The organism is Cupriavidus pauculus, assembly GCF_002858765.1.
GTDB lineage: Bacteria > Pseudomonadota > Gammaproteobacteria > Burkholderiales > Burkholderiaceae > Cupriavidus > Cupriavidus pauculus_B.
Genome location: NZ_PJRP01000003.1, coordinates 306,980 through 320,500, shown reverse-complemented (window position 1 = coordinate 320,500; position 13,521 = coordinate 306,980). Strand labels below are relative to the sequence as shown.

Genomic DNA, 13,521 nt, shown 5'->3' with positions numbered 1-13,521 from the left:
GTGAAATGCAATTTATTGATGCAATGCCGCATGCAATCTGTTGCTTAAGTGAAAACACCGATGCGATTTACCCTCAACCCCTCCTCGGGTAGGGGTCAATCGATGCCATGTCTACCCGTTAGCCAGACAAAGCAGACATTAAATCGAGCGCGGCGCCATGACGCCTGCCAATACCAATAGAACGGGTTCTCTCAGCGATGTCGGCCATGGCGCACGCCATGGCTCCAATCGTTTTAGGCCTGCCGTTGGGCCAATGAATCGGGAAAAGAGGGAGAAGGACCGTGAAATTCAAAGATCTTTCGATCAAGACCAAGCTCCTTGCGGGGTTTGGCACGCTGGCGCTGGTCGTGCTGGTGGTGTCCGGGTTGTCGCTACGTGCGCTGAGCCGGTCCACCGAAGGCTTTTCTGCCTATATCAACGGGCTCAATGCCCGGGCCGAAGTGGCCGCGCAGGTGCGTACCGCTGTGGACCGCCGGGCCATTGCCGCACGCAACCTGGTACTGGTGACCACGCAGGCCGATCTCGACCTGGAAAAGGCCGAGGTGCTGAAGGCGCACAGCGATGTGGCGGCGCGGCTGGGCAAGCTCAAGCAGATGATCGCGGTCCAAGGCGCCAGCGAAGGCGCGCGCAACCTGGTGGCCGAGATCGACCGCATCGAGTCGCGCTACGGCCCCGTGGCAACCGACATCGTCGGGCTGGCGCTCGATGGCAAGAAGGACGCCGCCATTGCCAAGATGAACGCCGAATGCCGGCCGCTGCTGGCGGCGCTGGTCAAGGCCACGCGCGACTACGCGGAATTCACGCACGAGCGCCAGCAGGAGATGATCCGCAATCTCGATGACGACTACGCGCGGCAACGCGCGTTCCTGATCGTGGTGGCCATCGCCGCCGTGGCGTTCGGCATCCTCGGCGGGCTGCTGCTGACGCGGGCCATCACCGGCCCGATCCAGCGCGCGGTCGACGTGGCGCGCACGGTGGCCCGGGGCGAGGTCGGCATGCAGATCGAGGTGGATTCCCAGGACGAGCCGGGCCGCCTGCTGGCCGCGCTGCGCGACATGAACGACCGGCTGGCCGAAACGGTCGTGCGCGTGCGCGAAAGCAGCGGCAGCATCGCGCTGGCCACCGGCGAGATCGCCACCGGCAACATGGACCTGTCCAGCCGCACCGAGCAGCAGGCGGCGTCGCTGGAGGAAACGGCGGCGAGCATCGAGGAACTGACCGCCACGGTACGCCACAACACCGAAAACGCCCGCCAGGCCAGCGAACTGGCGCGCAATGCCGCCGAAGTGGCGCAGCAGGGCAGTGGCACGGTGGGGCGCGTGGTCGATACGATGGCGGGCATCAGCGCCAGTTCGTCGAAGATCGCGGACATCACCGGCATCATCGAAAGCATCGCGTTCCAGACCAACATCCTGGCGCTCAACGCAGCGGTGGAGGCGGCGCGCGCGGGCGAACAGGGCCGTGGCTTTGCGGTGGTGGCCAGCGAGGTGCGCGGCCTGGCGCAGCGGTCGTCGAACGCCGCCAAGGAGATCAAGGAACTGATCGATGCCTCGGTGGCGCAGGTGCAGGCGGGTTCGACGCTGGCCAGCGAGGCCGGCCAGACCATGGTCGAAGTCACGCAGGCCGTGGCGCGGGTGACCCATATCGTCGGCGAGATCGCGGCGGCGTCGGCCGAGCAGAACCGCGGCATCGAGCAGGTGAACCAGGCCATCGTGCAGATCGATCAGGTGACGCAGCAGAACGCATCGCTGGTGCATGAGGCCGCCGTGGCCTCGAAATCGCTCGAAGACCAGGGCAAGATGCTGACCGACGCGGTGGCCTTCTTCAAGCTGCCGGGCAGCGGTGGCGCATCGGGCCGTATGGCGGCAGGCCGACGTCGGGCAATGGCTGGCGAGATGGCCTACGGCCAGGCCTGATTCACGCGATTCAGGTCGCGGCCTTCCGTCCGCGCCGCGCGCGTGCCGCTTCGGCGGCGGCCGCGCGCAGTTCGGGCGGAAAGGCACGGATTTCCGAATGGAAAAAGCCGCGCTCGGCGGCGCGCAGCGCGCCGAGCTGCGTAGCCAGCCGCTCCATGGCGTCGTAGGCCTGTGCCGATGCTCCCTGCTCGTGCGTGAGATGCCAGGCCGATTCCAGCAGAAGATTGGCCAGTTGCAGCGCGTTGTAGCACACGCGGCCGGTGTCGTGTTCCTCCAGCGCGAAGGCCGCCACGGACGACCAGCGCACAAAGCCCTTGGCTGGCGCGAACGGTGCGTGAAACGGGCGCAGGGCGTCGATGGCGGCCGCCACCGTCAGTGGCTGCCCGGCGCGGAACGCGGCAAGCGACGCGGGCGGGCCGCCGCTGACGCTGCCGCGCGCCACGCGCAACAGGAAGATCGTGTTCCACGCCGTCCCGCCCCCCCACGCCGAAACGGTCGCAGATCCATTCCGACAGGCCCAGCCAGCGCATGGCCTGCCGCTGGACATCGCCCGGCGCCATCTCGCGCGCCACATCGACCAGCCGATACAGCCAGAACAGCCATAGCGACCAGCCGATGTTGGCCGCCGCGTGCTGCACCGCGTCGACCGAGTCGGCCTCGTAAGCCGCCTGCAATGCGCCGGCGAACGCATCGAGCGCCAGGCGTGCGGCATCCTGGCGTTGCGATGCGCTGGCCTGCGCGGCGGCTGGCCCGAGCCCGTTCGGCCCATTCGATCCATCGGGTCGCAGGGCGATGCTCTTGTGGACCAGCGCTTCCAGGTTCAGCGTCTCGAAGCGGATGCGCGGGTTATAGCGGACGACGGGGCGCAGTTCGGCATCGCCCGACAGGCGCGCCAGTTCGCGCTGCGCCGCGTCGAGTTCGCCCCGCGCGTAGTGTTCCCAGGCGCGCACCACGTGCGCCATGGCCGCGAAGGTGGGCAGCGCCGCGTTGACGCCCCCGGCCACCACGATCCGCTCGAAGCGCCGCAGTGCCGCGCGGCTCTTGTCCAGCCGATCGCTGCGGCGCCAGGCCAGGCTTTCCTTCAGGAGCGACAAGGCCTGCTGGAAGTCGTCGGCCGCCGTGCGGTGGGCGGCCCGGAACGACTCCGCCACGCCGTGGTCGAGCACGCCCGCGAAGCCATCCTGCGCGCCGCGCATGGCCTGTGTCAGATGGCGCCAGAACGCCATGTCCCGCATCACATATTGCAGCCCCTCGCTGCTGGCTTCGGCGGCCGGTGCGGCTTCCCCGGCAGGGGCCTGGCCCAGCCAGCGCGCCACGCCGGTGGCACCCAGTGGCCTGCCGTGCGCCGTGAAGCGCAGCCTGCCGGCCGTGGCGGCCGACATCCAGAACGGCCCGCGGCTGCGGCCATCGGCGCGCAATGCGGAAATGCCGATGGCCTTGTCGTGACCCCAGCCTACCGGTACGCCCCATCGGACGAAGTCGTTGAACGCACGCGAGACGATCATGCGCACATTGGCGGCATCGGCAAACCGGGCGCGCACCGTGGCCGCGCCCAGGTCCTCGCGATCGCGCGAGGCGGCCAGCCAGATCCGCGCCAGCATCCAGACGGATTGATGACGCGCGACGTGTTCGCCCACCCGATACGGGCCGGACAGGTCGATGGCGACCGTGGAGCGGGAGGATGCAGGGGCGGGCATGGCCGCCATGTTACGCGTGTTACAGCTACGCCGGTTGGCGACTTGCGGGACTGCGCCTATGCTCCGCACCACGATCCGGGCCTGGATTGCCAACCGTCTGCATGACGACAACCCCGATAACCACAAAATTCATAGCGTGTTGATATGCGAAACAGACTTGCCCGATTTTTCCTGATGCCGTTGCTGGTGGCCTGCGCCGCCACGACGCTGCATGCCGCAGAAGTCCCCCTCGACGCCAAGCCGCTGTTCGACGCCGCGGGCGTGGACGGCACCATGGTGGTCTACGACGTGCGCCAGCAGCGCATGCTCACCTACAACCCGAAGCGCGCGGCCACCGCCTACTCGCCGGCGTCTACCTTCAAGATCTTCAACTCGCTGATCGGGCTCGAAACCGGCGCCGTGGCCGATGTTGACAACGACAAGCTGCCGTGGGACGGCAAGGTGTGGTTGCAGCATGGCAAGCCGATCCTGCCGGAGGCCTGCAATGGCGATGTGGCGCTGCGCGTGGCGCTGAAGAACTCCTGCGTCCCCGCCTACCAGGCGCTGGCGCGCCGCGTGGGGACCGCGCAGTACCGCAAGTACCTGCGTGCCGCGCATTTCGGCAATGCCGGTGTCGACGGCCCGGTGGACCGCTTCTGGCTCAACGGCCAGCTGCAGATCACCACGTACCAGCAGGTCGATTTCCTGACTAACGCCGCCGCGCACAAGGTGCCGCTGATTTCCGAGCACAGCTTCGCGGCGCTCGACGACATCCTGACCATCGAAAGCACGCCCGCCTACACGCTGCGCGCCAAGACGGGCTGGGCCGCGTCGGGCAAGGTCGATGTCGGCTGGTGGGTGGGTTGGGTCTCGCGCGGCGACGATATCTATGTATTCGCGATGAACCTGGACATGCCGCGTCCCGAAGTGGGTGCGAAACGGCAGGAAATCGCCCGCGCGGTGCTCAGGCAGGTGGGCGCGCTGCCCTGACCGGGTAGCCACGGCCGGGGATCAGGGCGCGAGCTGATCGAGTACCTGGGCAGCGGTCTGCAGGCCGGTGTCGACCAGGTGCTGCATGTAGACGCCCATCTCCGGCATGCACAGCGACATCACGAGCATGCCGCCGAGCAGAGTCACCGGGAAGCCGACCGCGAAGATCGACAGCTGCGGCGACGCACGGTTCAGGATACCCATGGCCAGGTTCAGCGTCAGCAGCGCGGCAATCATCGGCAGCGCCAGCAGCGTGCTGGAGGAAAAGACCATCGACCCGGTCCGGGCCACCATGCCCCAGCCGTGTCCGGACAGTGGCACGCCGGCGATCGGCAGGCCCTGGAAGCTGTCCACCAGGGCGGCCAGCATCATCAGGTGCCCGTCCAGCGACAGGAACATGAGCGTGGCCACGATATTGAGAAAGCGCGACAGCACCATCGTCTGCCCGCCCGACGAGCGGTCGTAGAACGCCGCGAACGACAGGCCCATCTGCAGGCCGATGAGTTCGCCAGCCATCTGCACGGCGGCAAAGATCAGCCGCATCGAGAAGCCCATGGCCACGCCGATGCCCACTTCGTTCATGACGACCAGCAGGCCTTCGTACGAATAGATCGGTGCGGTGGGGATGTTGCCGATCGTGGGCGACACGATCGTGGCCAGCGCGGCGGCCAGTAGGATCTTGGCGCGGCGCGGAATGGTGGATTCGCTGAACAGGGGCGCGGTCGAGATCAGCGCCATCAGCCGGAACATAGGCCAGAGGAAGGCGGCGATCCACCCGTACATCTGGTCGGTGGTGACCTCGAACACGGTGCCTGGGTCCTGCGGGGAAGAGGGGGACGGGTCAGTGCGCCAGGGCGGGGATGCCCTGGAACACTTCGCGCATGTAGTCGACGAACGTGTTGATCATCCACGGACCGACCAGCACCATCGTCACGAACAGCGCGATCAGCTTCGGAATGAACGTCAGCGTCATTTCGTTGATCTGCGTGGCGGCCTGGAACAGGCTCACCACCAGACCGGCCGCCAGCGCCACCAGCAGCAGCGGGGCGGACAGCATCAGCGTCATCTTCATCGCCTGCGTGGCGATCGTCATGACCATCTCGGGTGTCATCTCAAGCTCCGGTCAATTCATGAAGCTCTGCGCCAGGGATCCCAGCAGCAGTTGCCAGCCATCGACCAGCACGAACAGCATCAGCTTGAACGGCAGCGAAATGGTGGCGGGTGGCACCATCATCATGCCCATCGCCATCAGCACGCTGGCCACGACGAGGTCGATGATCAGGAAGGGAATGAAGATCGTGAAGCCGATCTGGAACGCGGTCTTCAGCTCGCTGGTGACGAACGCCGGCACCAGCACCGAGAACGGTACGTCGTCCGGGCCTTGCATCTCGGGCGTCTTGGCCATCTGGGCGAACAGCGCCAGGTCCTTCTCGCGCGTCTGGCGCAGCATGAAGGCGCGCACCGGCACCGCGGCGCGCTGCGCCGCGGTTTCCAGGCTGATGCGGTTCTCGGACAGCGGCTTGTAGGCGTCGGCGTAGACCTTGTCGAGCACCGGCGACATCACGAAGAACGTCAGGAACAGCGACAGGCCCACCAGCACCTGGTTGGGCGGCGACGACGCCGTGCCCAGCGCGTTGCGCAGCAGGCCCAGCACGATGATGATGCGGGTGAAGCCGGTCATCATCAGCATGGCCGCCGGCAGGAACGACAGCGACGTCAGCAGGACCAGCGTCTGGATCGACAGCGACCAGACCTGGCCGCCACCGGCGGCGGCGCGGCTGGTCACGCCCGGCAGCGACTGTGCCAGCGCGGCGTCGGGCGCAAGCCACAACGCCAGCGGCAGCAGGGCCAGCAGGGCGGCCGCCACGCGCGACGGACGCACGAAGGGCTTCACGGGTAGCCGCTGGACAGCGGCGGCACGCGGCGAGTTCATTTCTTGAGGTTTTCCTGCATGGCGCGCATCAGGCGTTCGCCAAAGCCGCCCTGCATCGGCGGGGTCGATGGCGAACCGGTGGGCGCGCCGCTGTCCGGCTGGGCCGGAAGCGTATGGAGCGGGCGGATTTCATTGGGCGAGACACCCAGCACGAGCCAGGTATCGCCCACTTCCACGGTCACGACCTTCTGGCGCGTGCCAAGCGTCAGGCTGTTCACGACCTTGATCGATGCGGTGCCGGCGCCGTGGCGCACCAGGCCCACGCGGCGCGCGACCCAGGCCATGGCCAGGATCAGCGCGATGACCGCGAAGAGGCCCAGGCCCGCCTGGACCAGGCTGCCGCCGCTACTGATCGCCGGCGCGTTGCTGGCGAACGAATGGCTGGCGGCGGCACTGCTGGCGGGGTTGCCCGCCTGGGCAGTACTGAGCACGACATCAGCGGCCTGCGCACCAGTCACGGCAAGGCCCGTAAGGACGATGCCCGAGGCAATGCGCACGGCAGCTGCTGACCGGCGCGAGGCGGCTGTCATTTGTTGAGCTTCCGGATACGTTCGGACGGCGTGATGATGTCCGTCAGGCGAATGCCGAACTTGTCGTTCACCACCACCACTTCGCCCTGGGCGATCAGGTAGCCGTTCACGAGCACGTCCATCGGTTCGCCGGCCAGGCCGTCCAGTTCCACCACCGAGCCCTGCGCCAGTTGCAGCAGGTTCTTGATGGGTACCTTGGTGCGGCCCAGTTCCACGGTCAGCTGCACGGGGATATCGAGAATCATCCCGATATCGTTGTGGAAGCCGCTCGGTGCCTCCTGTGCCAGGGGCGGGAATACGGTGGAAGCCGCGGGCGTGGCGGTCGGCATGGCCGGGGCTGCCGGCGCCGTGGTAGCGGCCGCTTCGGCAGCGGGCGCAGCCTGTTCGACGCTGGTCTGCTCCGCCAGGGCGCTAGCCCAATCGTCCATCGGATCGACCGGCTTGTCCTGAGTGCCGTCAGTCATGATCGGTTTCCTTGTTGGGATCGCTGTCTTGGTAATTGATCATTCGTTCCACGCGCAGTGCGTACTGGCCGTTCATCGTGCCAAAGCCGCACTGCATGACGGGTACGCCGTCGACCTTGCCGAAGATCTTCTCCGGCAGTTCGATCGGCAGCACGTCGCCTTCACGCATGGCCAGAACCTCGGCCACGGTGCTGCGCAGGTGCGCGAATTCGGCCACCAGTTCCACTTCGGCGGCACGCAGCTGGTTGGAAAGCTGGCCGAGCCAGCGCTTGTCCACCTCGACTTCGTCCTGCAGCGGATTCATCAGCAGATCGCGCAGCGGCTCGATCATCGAGAAGGGGATACAGATATGCAGTTGCCCGCCCACGGCGCCCAGTTCGATATGGAACGCGGTGGTGACCACGGCATCGTTCGGGCCCGCCACGTTGGCGAACTTGGTGTGCATCTCCGAGCGGACATAGTCGAACTCGATCGGATGCACGGTGCGCCAGGCCTGGCTGTAGCTGTTCAGCGTCAGGTCGAGCATGCGGCGGATGATGCGCTGCTCGGTCTGGGTGAAGTCGCGGCCTTCCACACGGGTGTGGAAGCGTCCGTCGCCGCCGAAGAGGTTGTCGACCACCAGGAACACCAGGTTCGGGTCGTACACGAACAGCGCGGTGCCCCGCAGCGGCTTCATGTGAACCAGGTTCAGGTTGGTCGGCACCGGCAGGTTGCGCACGAAATCGCCGTACTTCTCGATCCTGACCGTGCCTACCGAGATGTCGGCGCCACGGCGGATGAAGTTGAACAGCGCGGTGCGCAGTGCCCGGGCAAAACGCTCGTTGATGATCTCGAGCGTGTGCAGACGGCCGCGGACGATACGTTCCTGGTTAGCCAGGTTGTACGGCCGCACGCCGCCTTCTTCGACGACCGGTGCGCTGGCCGTTGGCGTATCGGCTTCGCCGGATACGCCTTTCAGTAGTTCGTCTACCTCGTCCTGCGAGAGGAACTTGTCGTAGGCCATCTAGTGTCCTGCCCCGTGAACGGCTGTGAGGATGAAACGGTCCATATCCGGCTTCAGACGTCGCGCGTCACGCGACGGCAGGAGAGAAGTTCGGCGGGCAGTTTCATATCTATCGGTTAGGCTCAGGGTTCGCGGTGCGGACAGCAGAATTACTGCACCACGAACGAAGTAAACAAGACATCCAGGATCTTCTGCGGCGGCAGACCCGGGGCAAACGGCTGGCTGATCGCCGCCTGAATGTCCTGGGCCAGCTTGCGCTTGCCTTCCACCGTGGCCAGATCCGCCGGCTGGCGTGCCGAGAGCAGCAGCAGAATGCGGCTGCGTGCTTCCGGCTGGTACTGCGCCAGACGTCCCTGGGTGTCGGCATCCGCCACCTTCAGCGACAGGCCGGTATGCAGGAAACGGTCGCCGTCTTCGCTCTTGAGGTTGACGGTGAACGCATCCAGCGGCACGAAGATCGGCGGCGGCACGACCGGGGCAGCCGGTGCTGCCGGCTGATGATTGCTGCTAAGGATGCTGCCCAGGAAAAAGCCGCCAGCAGCCAGCACCACTACCAGCACGCCGCCGCCAATCAGCAGCAGTCGGCCGCGCTTGCTCGAAGTGCCGCCAGTCTGGGAGGGGGAAAGCGTGTTCGCCATGAGATGCCTGTGTCGGAATGCCTGCCATTCTTCCTGAATTGCAGGTAAGCAAAGGGCCGATAAAAAGGGGGAAACCCGCTCAGCTTGGCCGTTTGAGCGAGCGGGCATCGGGCGCAGGGGCGCATTGGCGCGCCATTTGCGCCTGCTACGCTGGTTAACGATAGCGGGGCGCGGAACTTAAGACATGCATGGCCGGATCGCCGCGGTTCATGACGCAAATGTAATGCATGAGGCGCTTTGCGACGGACGATGCGGTACAGCTTTGCTTGTCGCCGGAACAGTCCTAATCTGCAGGTTTGCAACAGTCCTTCACCCGCCGGCCCTTGCCGTATCGTGTTTCCGCCAATTTAACTCTTATATAAGATATAAGACATTTGATCTCCGGCGGACTTCGGATTACAATCACGCCGCCGCTGGTGGTATTGCGCCGCCGGCCTACAAGAGACAAGGCAGTACCCGTCACAACCCTATTAACAGCAGGTTCCCATGCTTGATACCTATCGCGCCCATGTCGCCGAACGCGCTGCGCTTGGCATTCCTCCTCTGCCGCTGACCGCCAAGCAGACGGCCGAGCTGATCGAACTGATCAAGAACCCGCCGGCGGGTGAAGAGCAGACCCTGGTGGACCTGATTACGTACCGCGTGCCGGCCGGCGTGGACGATGCAGCCAAGGTCAAGGCCTCGTACCTGGCCGCCGTGGCCCTGGGTTCGGAAAAGACCGCCCTGATCTCGCGCGCCCGCGCCACCGAACTGCTCGGCACGATGCTGGGCGGCTACAACATCTCGCCGCTGATCGACCTGCTGGACGATGCCGAAGTGGGCACCGTGGCCGCCGACGCGCTGAAGAAGACGCTGCTGATGTTCGACGCCTTCCACGATGTGAAGGAAAAGGCCGACAAGGGCAACGCCAACGCCCGCGCTGTGCTGCAGAGCTGGGCCGATGCCGAGTGGTTCACGAGCCGCCCGGAACTGCCGCAATCGATGACGATCACCGTGTTCAAGGTGCCGGGCGAGACCAACACCGACGACCTGTCGCCGGCCCCCGACGCCACCACGCGCCCGGACATCCCGATGCACGCGCTGGCCATGCTGAAGAACAAGCGCGAAGGCGCGGCGTTCCAGCCGGAAGAAGACGGCAAGCGCGGCCCGGTGGCCTTCGTCGAATCGCTGAAGGACAAGGGCAACCTGGTGGCCTACGTCGGCGACGTGGTCGGTACGGGTTCGAGCCGCAAGTCGGCCACAAACTCGGTGCTGTGGTTCACGGGCGAAGACATCCCCTTCGTGCCGAACAAGCGCTTTGGCGGTGTGTGCCTGGGCAGCAAGATCGCCCCGATCTTCTACAACACGATGGAAGACGCCGGCGCGCTGCCGATCGAACTCGACGTGTCGCAGATGGAAATGGGCGACGTCGTGGAACTGCGCCCCTATGAAGGCAAGGCCCTGAAGAACGGCGCCGTGATCGCCGAATTCAAGGTCAAGTCGGACGTGCTGTTCGACGAAGTGCGCGCCGGCGGCCGCATTCCGCTGATCATCGGCCGTGGCCTGACCGCCAAGGCCCGCGAGTCGCTGGGCCTGGCCCCGTCGACGCTGTTCCGCCTGCCGCAGAACCCGGTCGACACCGGCAAGGGTTTCACGCTGGCCCAGAAGATGGTTGGCCGCGCGTGCGGCCTGGCAGATGGCAAGGGCATCCGCCCGGGCACGTACTGCGAACCGAAGATGACCTCGGTGGGCTCGCAGGACACCACCGGCCCGATGACGCGCGACGAGCTGAAGGACCTGGCCTGCCTGGGCTTCTCGGCCGACCTGGTGATGCAGTCGTTCTGCCACACCGCCGCGTATCCGAAGCCGGTCGACGTAAAGACGCACCACACGCTGCCGCAATTCATCAGCACCCGTGGCGGCATCTCGCTGCGCCCGGGCGACGGCGTGATCCACTCGTGGCTGAACCGCATGCTGCTGCCCGACACCGTGGGCACCGGCGGCGATTCGCACACCCGCTTCCCGATCGGCATCAGCTTCCCGGCCGGTTCGGGCCTGGTGGCCTTTGCCGCCGCCACCGGCGTGATGCCGCTGGACATGCCGGAATCGGTGCTGGTCCGCTTCAAGGGCAAGATGCAGCCCGGCGTGACGCTGCGCGACCTGGTCAATGCCATTCCGCTGTACGCCATCAAGCAGGGCCTGCTGACCGTGGCCAAGCAAGGCAAGCAGAACATCTTCTCGGGCCGTATCCTGGAAATCGAAGGTCTGCCCGACCTGAAGGTGGAGCAGGCCTTCGAGCTGTCGGACGCCTCGGCTGAACGTTCGGCCGCCGGTTGCTCGGTGCACCTGAACAAGGAACCGATCATCGAATACATCAACAGCAACATCACGCTGCTGAAGTGGATGATCGCCGAAGGCTACCAGGACCCGCGCAGCCTGCAGCGCCGTATCAAGGCCATGGAAGCATGGCTGGCCGATCCGAAGCTGCTGGCTCCGGACGCCGACGCCGAGTACGCCGCCGTGATCGAGATCGACCTGGCCGACGTGCATGAGCCGATCGTGGCCTGCCCGAACGATCCGGACGACGTGAAGACGCTGTCGGATGTGGCTGGCGCCAAGATCGACGAAGTGTTCATCGGTTCGTGCATGACCAACATCGGTCACTTCCGTGCCGCGTCGAAGCTGCTGGAAGGCAAGCGCGACATCCCCGTGAAGCTGTGGGTCGCGCCGCCGACCAAGATGGATCAGAAACAGCTGACCGAGGAAGGTCACTACGGCGTGTTCGGCACGGCTGGTGCACGTACCGAAATGCCGGGCTGCTCGCTGTGCATGGGTAACCAGGCACAGGTGCGCGAAGGCGCCACGGTGATGTCCACGTCGACGCGTAACTTCCCGAACCGCCTGGGCAAGAACACGAACGTGTACCTTGGCTCCGCCGAACTGGCCGCCATCTGCTCGCGCCTGGGTCGTATCCCGAACAAGGAAGAGTACATGGCCGACATGGGCGTGCTCACCGCCAACGGCGACAAGATCTACAAGTACATGAACTTCGACCAGATCGAAGACTTCAAGGAAGTGGCCGATACGGTGACGCTGTAAGCCTACCCGTCGCGACAAGCGAAAAAAAAACCCTGCGAGCGCTCCGGCGCCGCGGGGTTTTTTCTTTTGCGCCTAGGCCTGACGGCGGAAAGCAAAACGCCCGGCACAGCTTGCGGCTGCACCGGGCGGAGCGGGTGGGTCAGACGTGGTGGGTCAGACGTGCCGGACCGGCGTTACTTGGACTTCGCGCCGTCGGTATAGGGGTCCGGCTTGCTGGTCTTGGCGCCGTCGGTGTACGGGTCAGGCTTGCCTGTGCGAGCGCCGTCCGTATAGGGGTTGTACTTGTCCGACTTGGCGCCGTCGGTGTACGGATCGGCCTTGGCCGAGGGTGCCAGGTCGGTGCGGGTCGACTTGTTCGCGCCATCGGTATAGGGGTCGAACTTGCCGGACTTGGCGCCGTCCGTGTACGGGTCTGGCTTGCCCTTGGCCCCATCGGTGTACGGGTCGGCCTTGCCGGCCTTTGCGCCTTGGGAATAGGGGTCGAACTGCTTGGTTTGCGCGTGTGCAAGTGGTGCCATGGCCACGGCTGCCGCAGCGACGATCAGACTGGAAAGAAGTGTCTTGCTCATGGGAGCCTCGCCAGATTGGGGCGCGATTCAAAGGCCCGCCCGAGTGCGCCCATCAAGCCATCGGGCAGGCGGCATGACGCAAGCCTGGGTTTGTGTCTCTGCAAGGATAGACCCTCACGCTTAAACGTGCCGACGCACGGCATGCCGGCGCCGGCGCGGTGCTCGCTAATGCGAATTGCCCTTGCGCTCGCGCGGTGTCTCGCGCACACGTCCGGCCGGTACATCGACCACATCGCCTTTGGCGGTCGGCGCCGCCGACACGTCGGGCATCACGGGCATCACGGGCATCACGGGCATCATGGACATGGTCGGCAGCAGCGCCGGCAGGCCCAGCCAATGGCCCCAGGTGTCCATCCAGGCACGCTGCGTGGCCGCGCCAAGCTCCAGCATGGCGTTCATGTAGTGCAGCGGAATCGACATCATGGGCATCTGGTTGGTCCACTGCCGGGCGTAGAGTTCCTCGGGGTCTTGCGGCATGAAGCAAGAGGCCCAGTCGAACTGCGTTTCCTCGGCGATCGACCGCGAGAAGTCGGCATTGAGCCCCATCATCTTCTGCCAGTTCTCCAGCAGCTTGTTGTCGAACGCTGCAAACGGCTGGAAGGCGGCAGGCGGGAAAGCAAACGGCTGGAATGGCCAGATGGCCCAGGGGGTCGTGGATTGGCTTTGCATGCTGGAAGGCTCCAGGTTGTTCAACCAGTGAGAAAAGGGCAGTGCGAATCGTGCT

The 13,521-nt window shown here is 65.6% G+C and carries 13 protein-coding genes; 3 read left to right on the top strand and 10 right to left on the bottom strand.

Annotated elements, in window-relative coordinates; all coding sequences use genetic code 11:
* The first annotated feature begins 281 nt into the window (after positions 1-281).
* On the top strand, positions 282-1,916 hold the full coding sequence (locus CYJ10_RS09915; RefSeq protein WP_101681318.1) for a methyl-accepting chemotaxis protein: 1,635 nt from the start codon (positions 282-284) through the stop codon (positions 1,914-1,916).
* Here CYJ10_RS09915 and CYJ10_RS09910 read toward each other — a convergent pair.
* Positions 1,901-3,613, bottom strand: a complete 1,713-nt coding sequence (locus CYJ10_RS09910; RefSeq protein ID WP_308302966.1) for a hypothetical protein — start codon at positions 3,611-3,613, stop codon at positions 1,901-1,903. The two genes, CYJ10_RS09915 and CYJ10_RS09910, sit on opposite strands and share 16 nt — an antisense overlap.
* A gap of 144 nt (positions 3,614-3,757) precedes the next feature.
* On the opposite strand from CYJ10_RS09910, the gene blaOXA reads away from it, so the two are divergent.
* Complete coding sequence (blaOXA, locus tag CYJ10_RS09905; RefSeq protein WP_101681317.1) at positions 3,758-4,582, top strand: OXA-1206 family carbapenem-hydrolyzing class D beta-lactamase; 825 nt, start codon at positions 3,758-3,760, stop codon at positions 4,580-4,582.
* 21 nt (positions 4,583-4,603) lie between these two features.
* On the opposite strand, the gene fliR is transcribed toward blaOXA, so the two are convergent.
* The 7 genes from fliR to fliL all read right to left on the bottom strand — a co-directional run bounded on the left by fliR (position 4,604) and on the right by fliL (position 9,150).
* Positions 4,604-5,389: a flagellar biosynthetic protein FliR gene (fliR, locus tag CYJ10_RS09900; protein ID WP_101681316.1), complete on the bottom strand. Its 786-nt coding sequence runs from the start codon at positions 5,387-5,389 to the stop codon at positions 4,604-4,606.
* A 34-nt stretch (positions 5,390-5,423) separates the two neighbouring features.
* Positions 5,424-5,693 (bottom strand): flagellar biosynthesis protein FliQ, encoded by a 270-nt coding sequence (fliQ, locus tag CYJ10_RS09895; protein WP_101681315.1) that lies wholly within the window; start codon positions 5,691-5,693, stop codon positions 5,424-5,426.
* Between the two features lie 12 nt (positions 5,694-5,705).
* Positions 5,706-6,515 (bottom strand): flagellar type III secretion system pore protein FliP, encoded by an 810-nt coding sequence (fliP, locus tag CYJ10_RS09890; protein ID WP_254775959.1) that lies wholly within the window; start codon positions 6,513-6,515, stop codon positions 5,706-5,708.
* Complete coding sequence (fliO, locus tag CYJ10_RS09885; RefSeq protein ID WP_101681314.1) at positions 6,512-7,045, bottom strand: flagellar biosynthetic protein FliO; 534 nt, start codon at positions 7,043-7,045, stop codon at positions 6,512-6,514. The genes fliP and fliO overlap by 4 nt, the downstream gene beginning before the upstream one ends.
* Entirely contained in the window at positions 7,042-7,509 is a 468-nt protein-coding gene (gene fliN / locus CYJ10_RS09880) for a flagellar motor switch protein FliN (protein ID WP_101681313.1), read from the bottom strand. The genes fliO and fliN overlap by 4 nt, the downstream gene beginning before the upstream one ends.
* Positions 7,502-8,512 carry a flagellar motor switch protein FliM gene (gene fliM, locus CYJ10_RS09875; RefSeq protein WP_101681312.1) on the bottom strand — a complete coding sequence of 337 codons (1,011 nt, stop codon included), beginning with the start codon at positions 8,510-8,512 and terminating at the stop codon, positions 7,502-7,504. The genes fliN and fliM overlap by 8 nt, the downstream gene beginning before the upstream one ends.
* A gap of 149 nt (positions 8,513-8,661) precedes the next feature.
* Positions 8,662-9,150: a flagellar basal body-associated protein FliL gene (fliL, locus tag CYJ10_RS09870; RefSeq protein ID WP_066742072.1), complete on the bottom strand. Its 489-nt coding sequence runs from the start codon at positions 9,148-9,150 to the stop codon at positions 8,662-8,664.
* Positions 9,151-9,636: 486 nt separating this feature from the next.
* Between fliL and CYJ10_RS09865 the strand changes: the two genes are divergently transcribed.
* On the top strand, positions 9,637-12,228 hold the full coding sequence (locus CYJ10_RS09865) for a bifunctional aconitate hydratase 2/2-methylisocitrate dehydratase (RefSeq protein WP_101681311.1): 2,592 nt from the start codon (positions 9,637-9,639) through the stop codon (positions 12,226-12,228).
* Between the two features lie 173 nt (positions 12,229-12,401).
* On the opposite strand, the gene CYJ10_RS09860 is transcribed toward CYJ10_RS09865, so the two are convergent.
* Together CYJ10_RS09860 and CYJ10_RS09855 are read right to left on the bottom strand one after the other, a co-directional pair.
* Entirely contained in the window at positions 12,402-12,797 is a 396-nt protein-coding gene (locus tag CYJ10_RS09860) for a hypothetical protein (protein ID WP_101681310.1), read from the bottom strand.
* A 165-nt stretch (positions 12,798-12,962) separates the two neighbouring features.
* On the bottom strand, positions 12,963-13,466 hold the full coding sequence (locus tag CYJ10_RS09855; RefSeq protein ID WP_101681309.1) for a phasin family protein: 504 nt from the start codon (positions 13,464-13,466) through the stop codon (positions 12,963-12,965).
* Between the last annotated feature and the right edge of the window lie 55 nt (positions 13,467-13,521).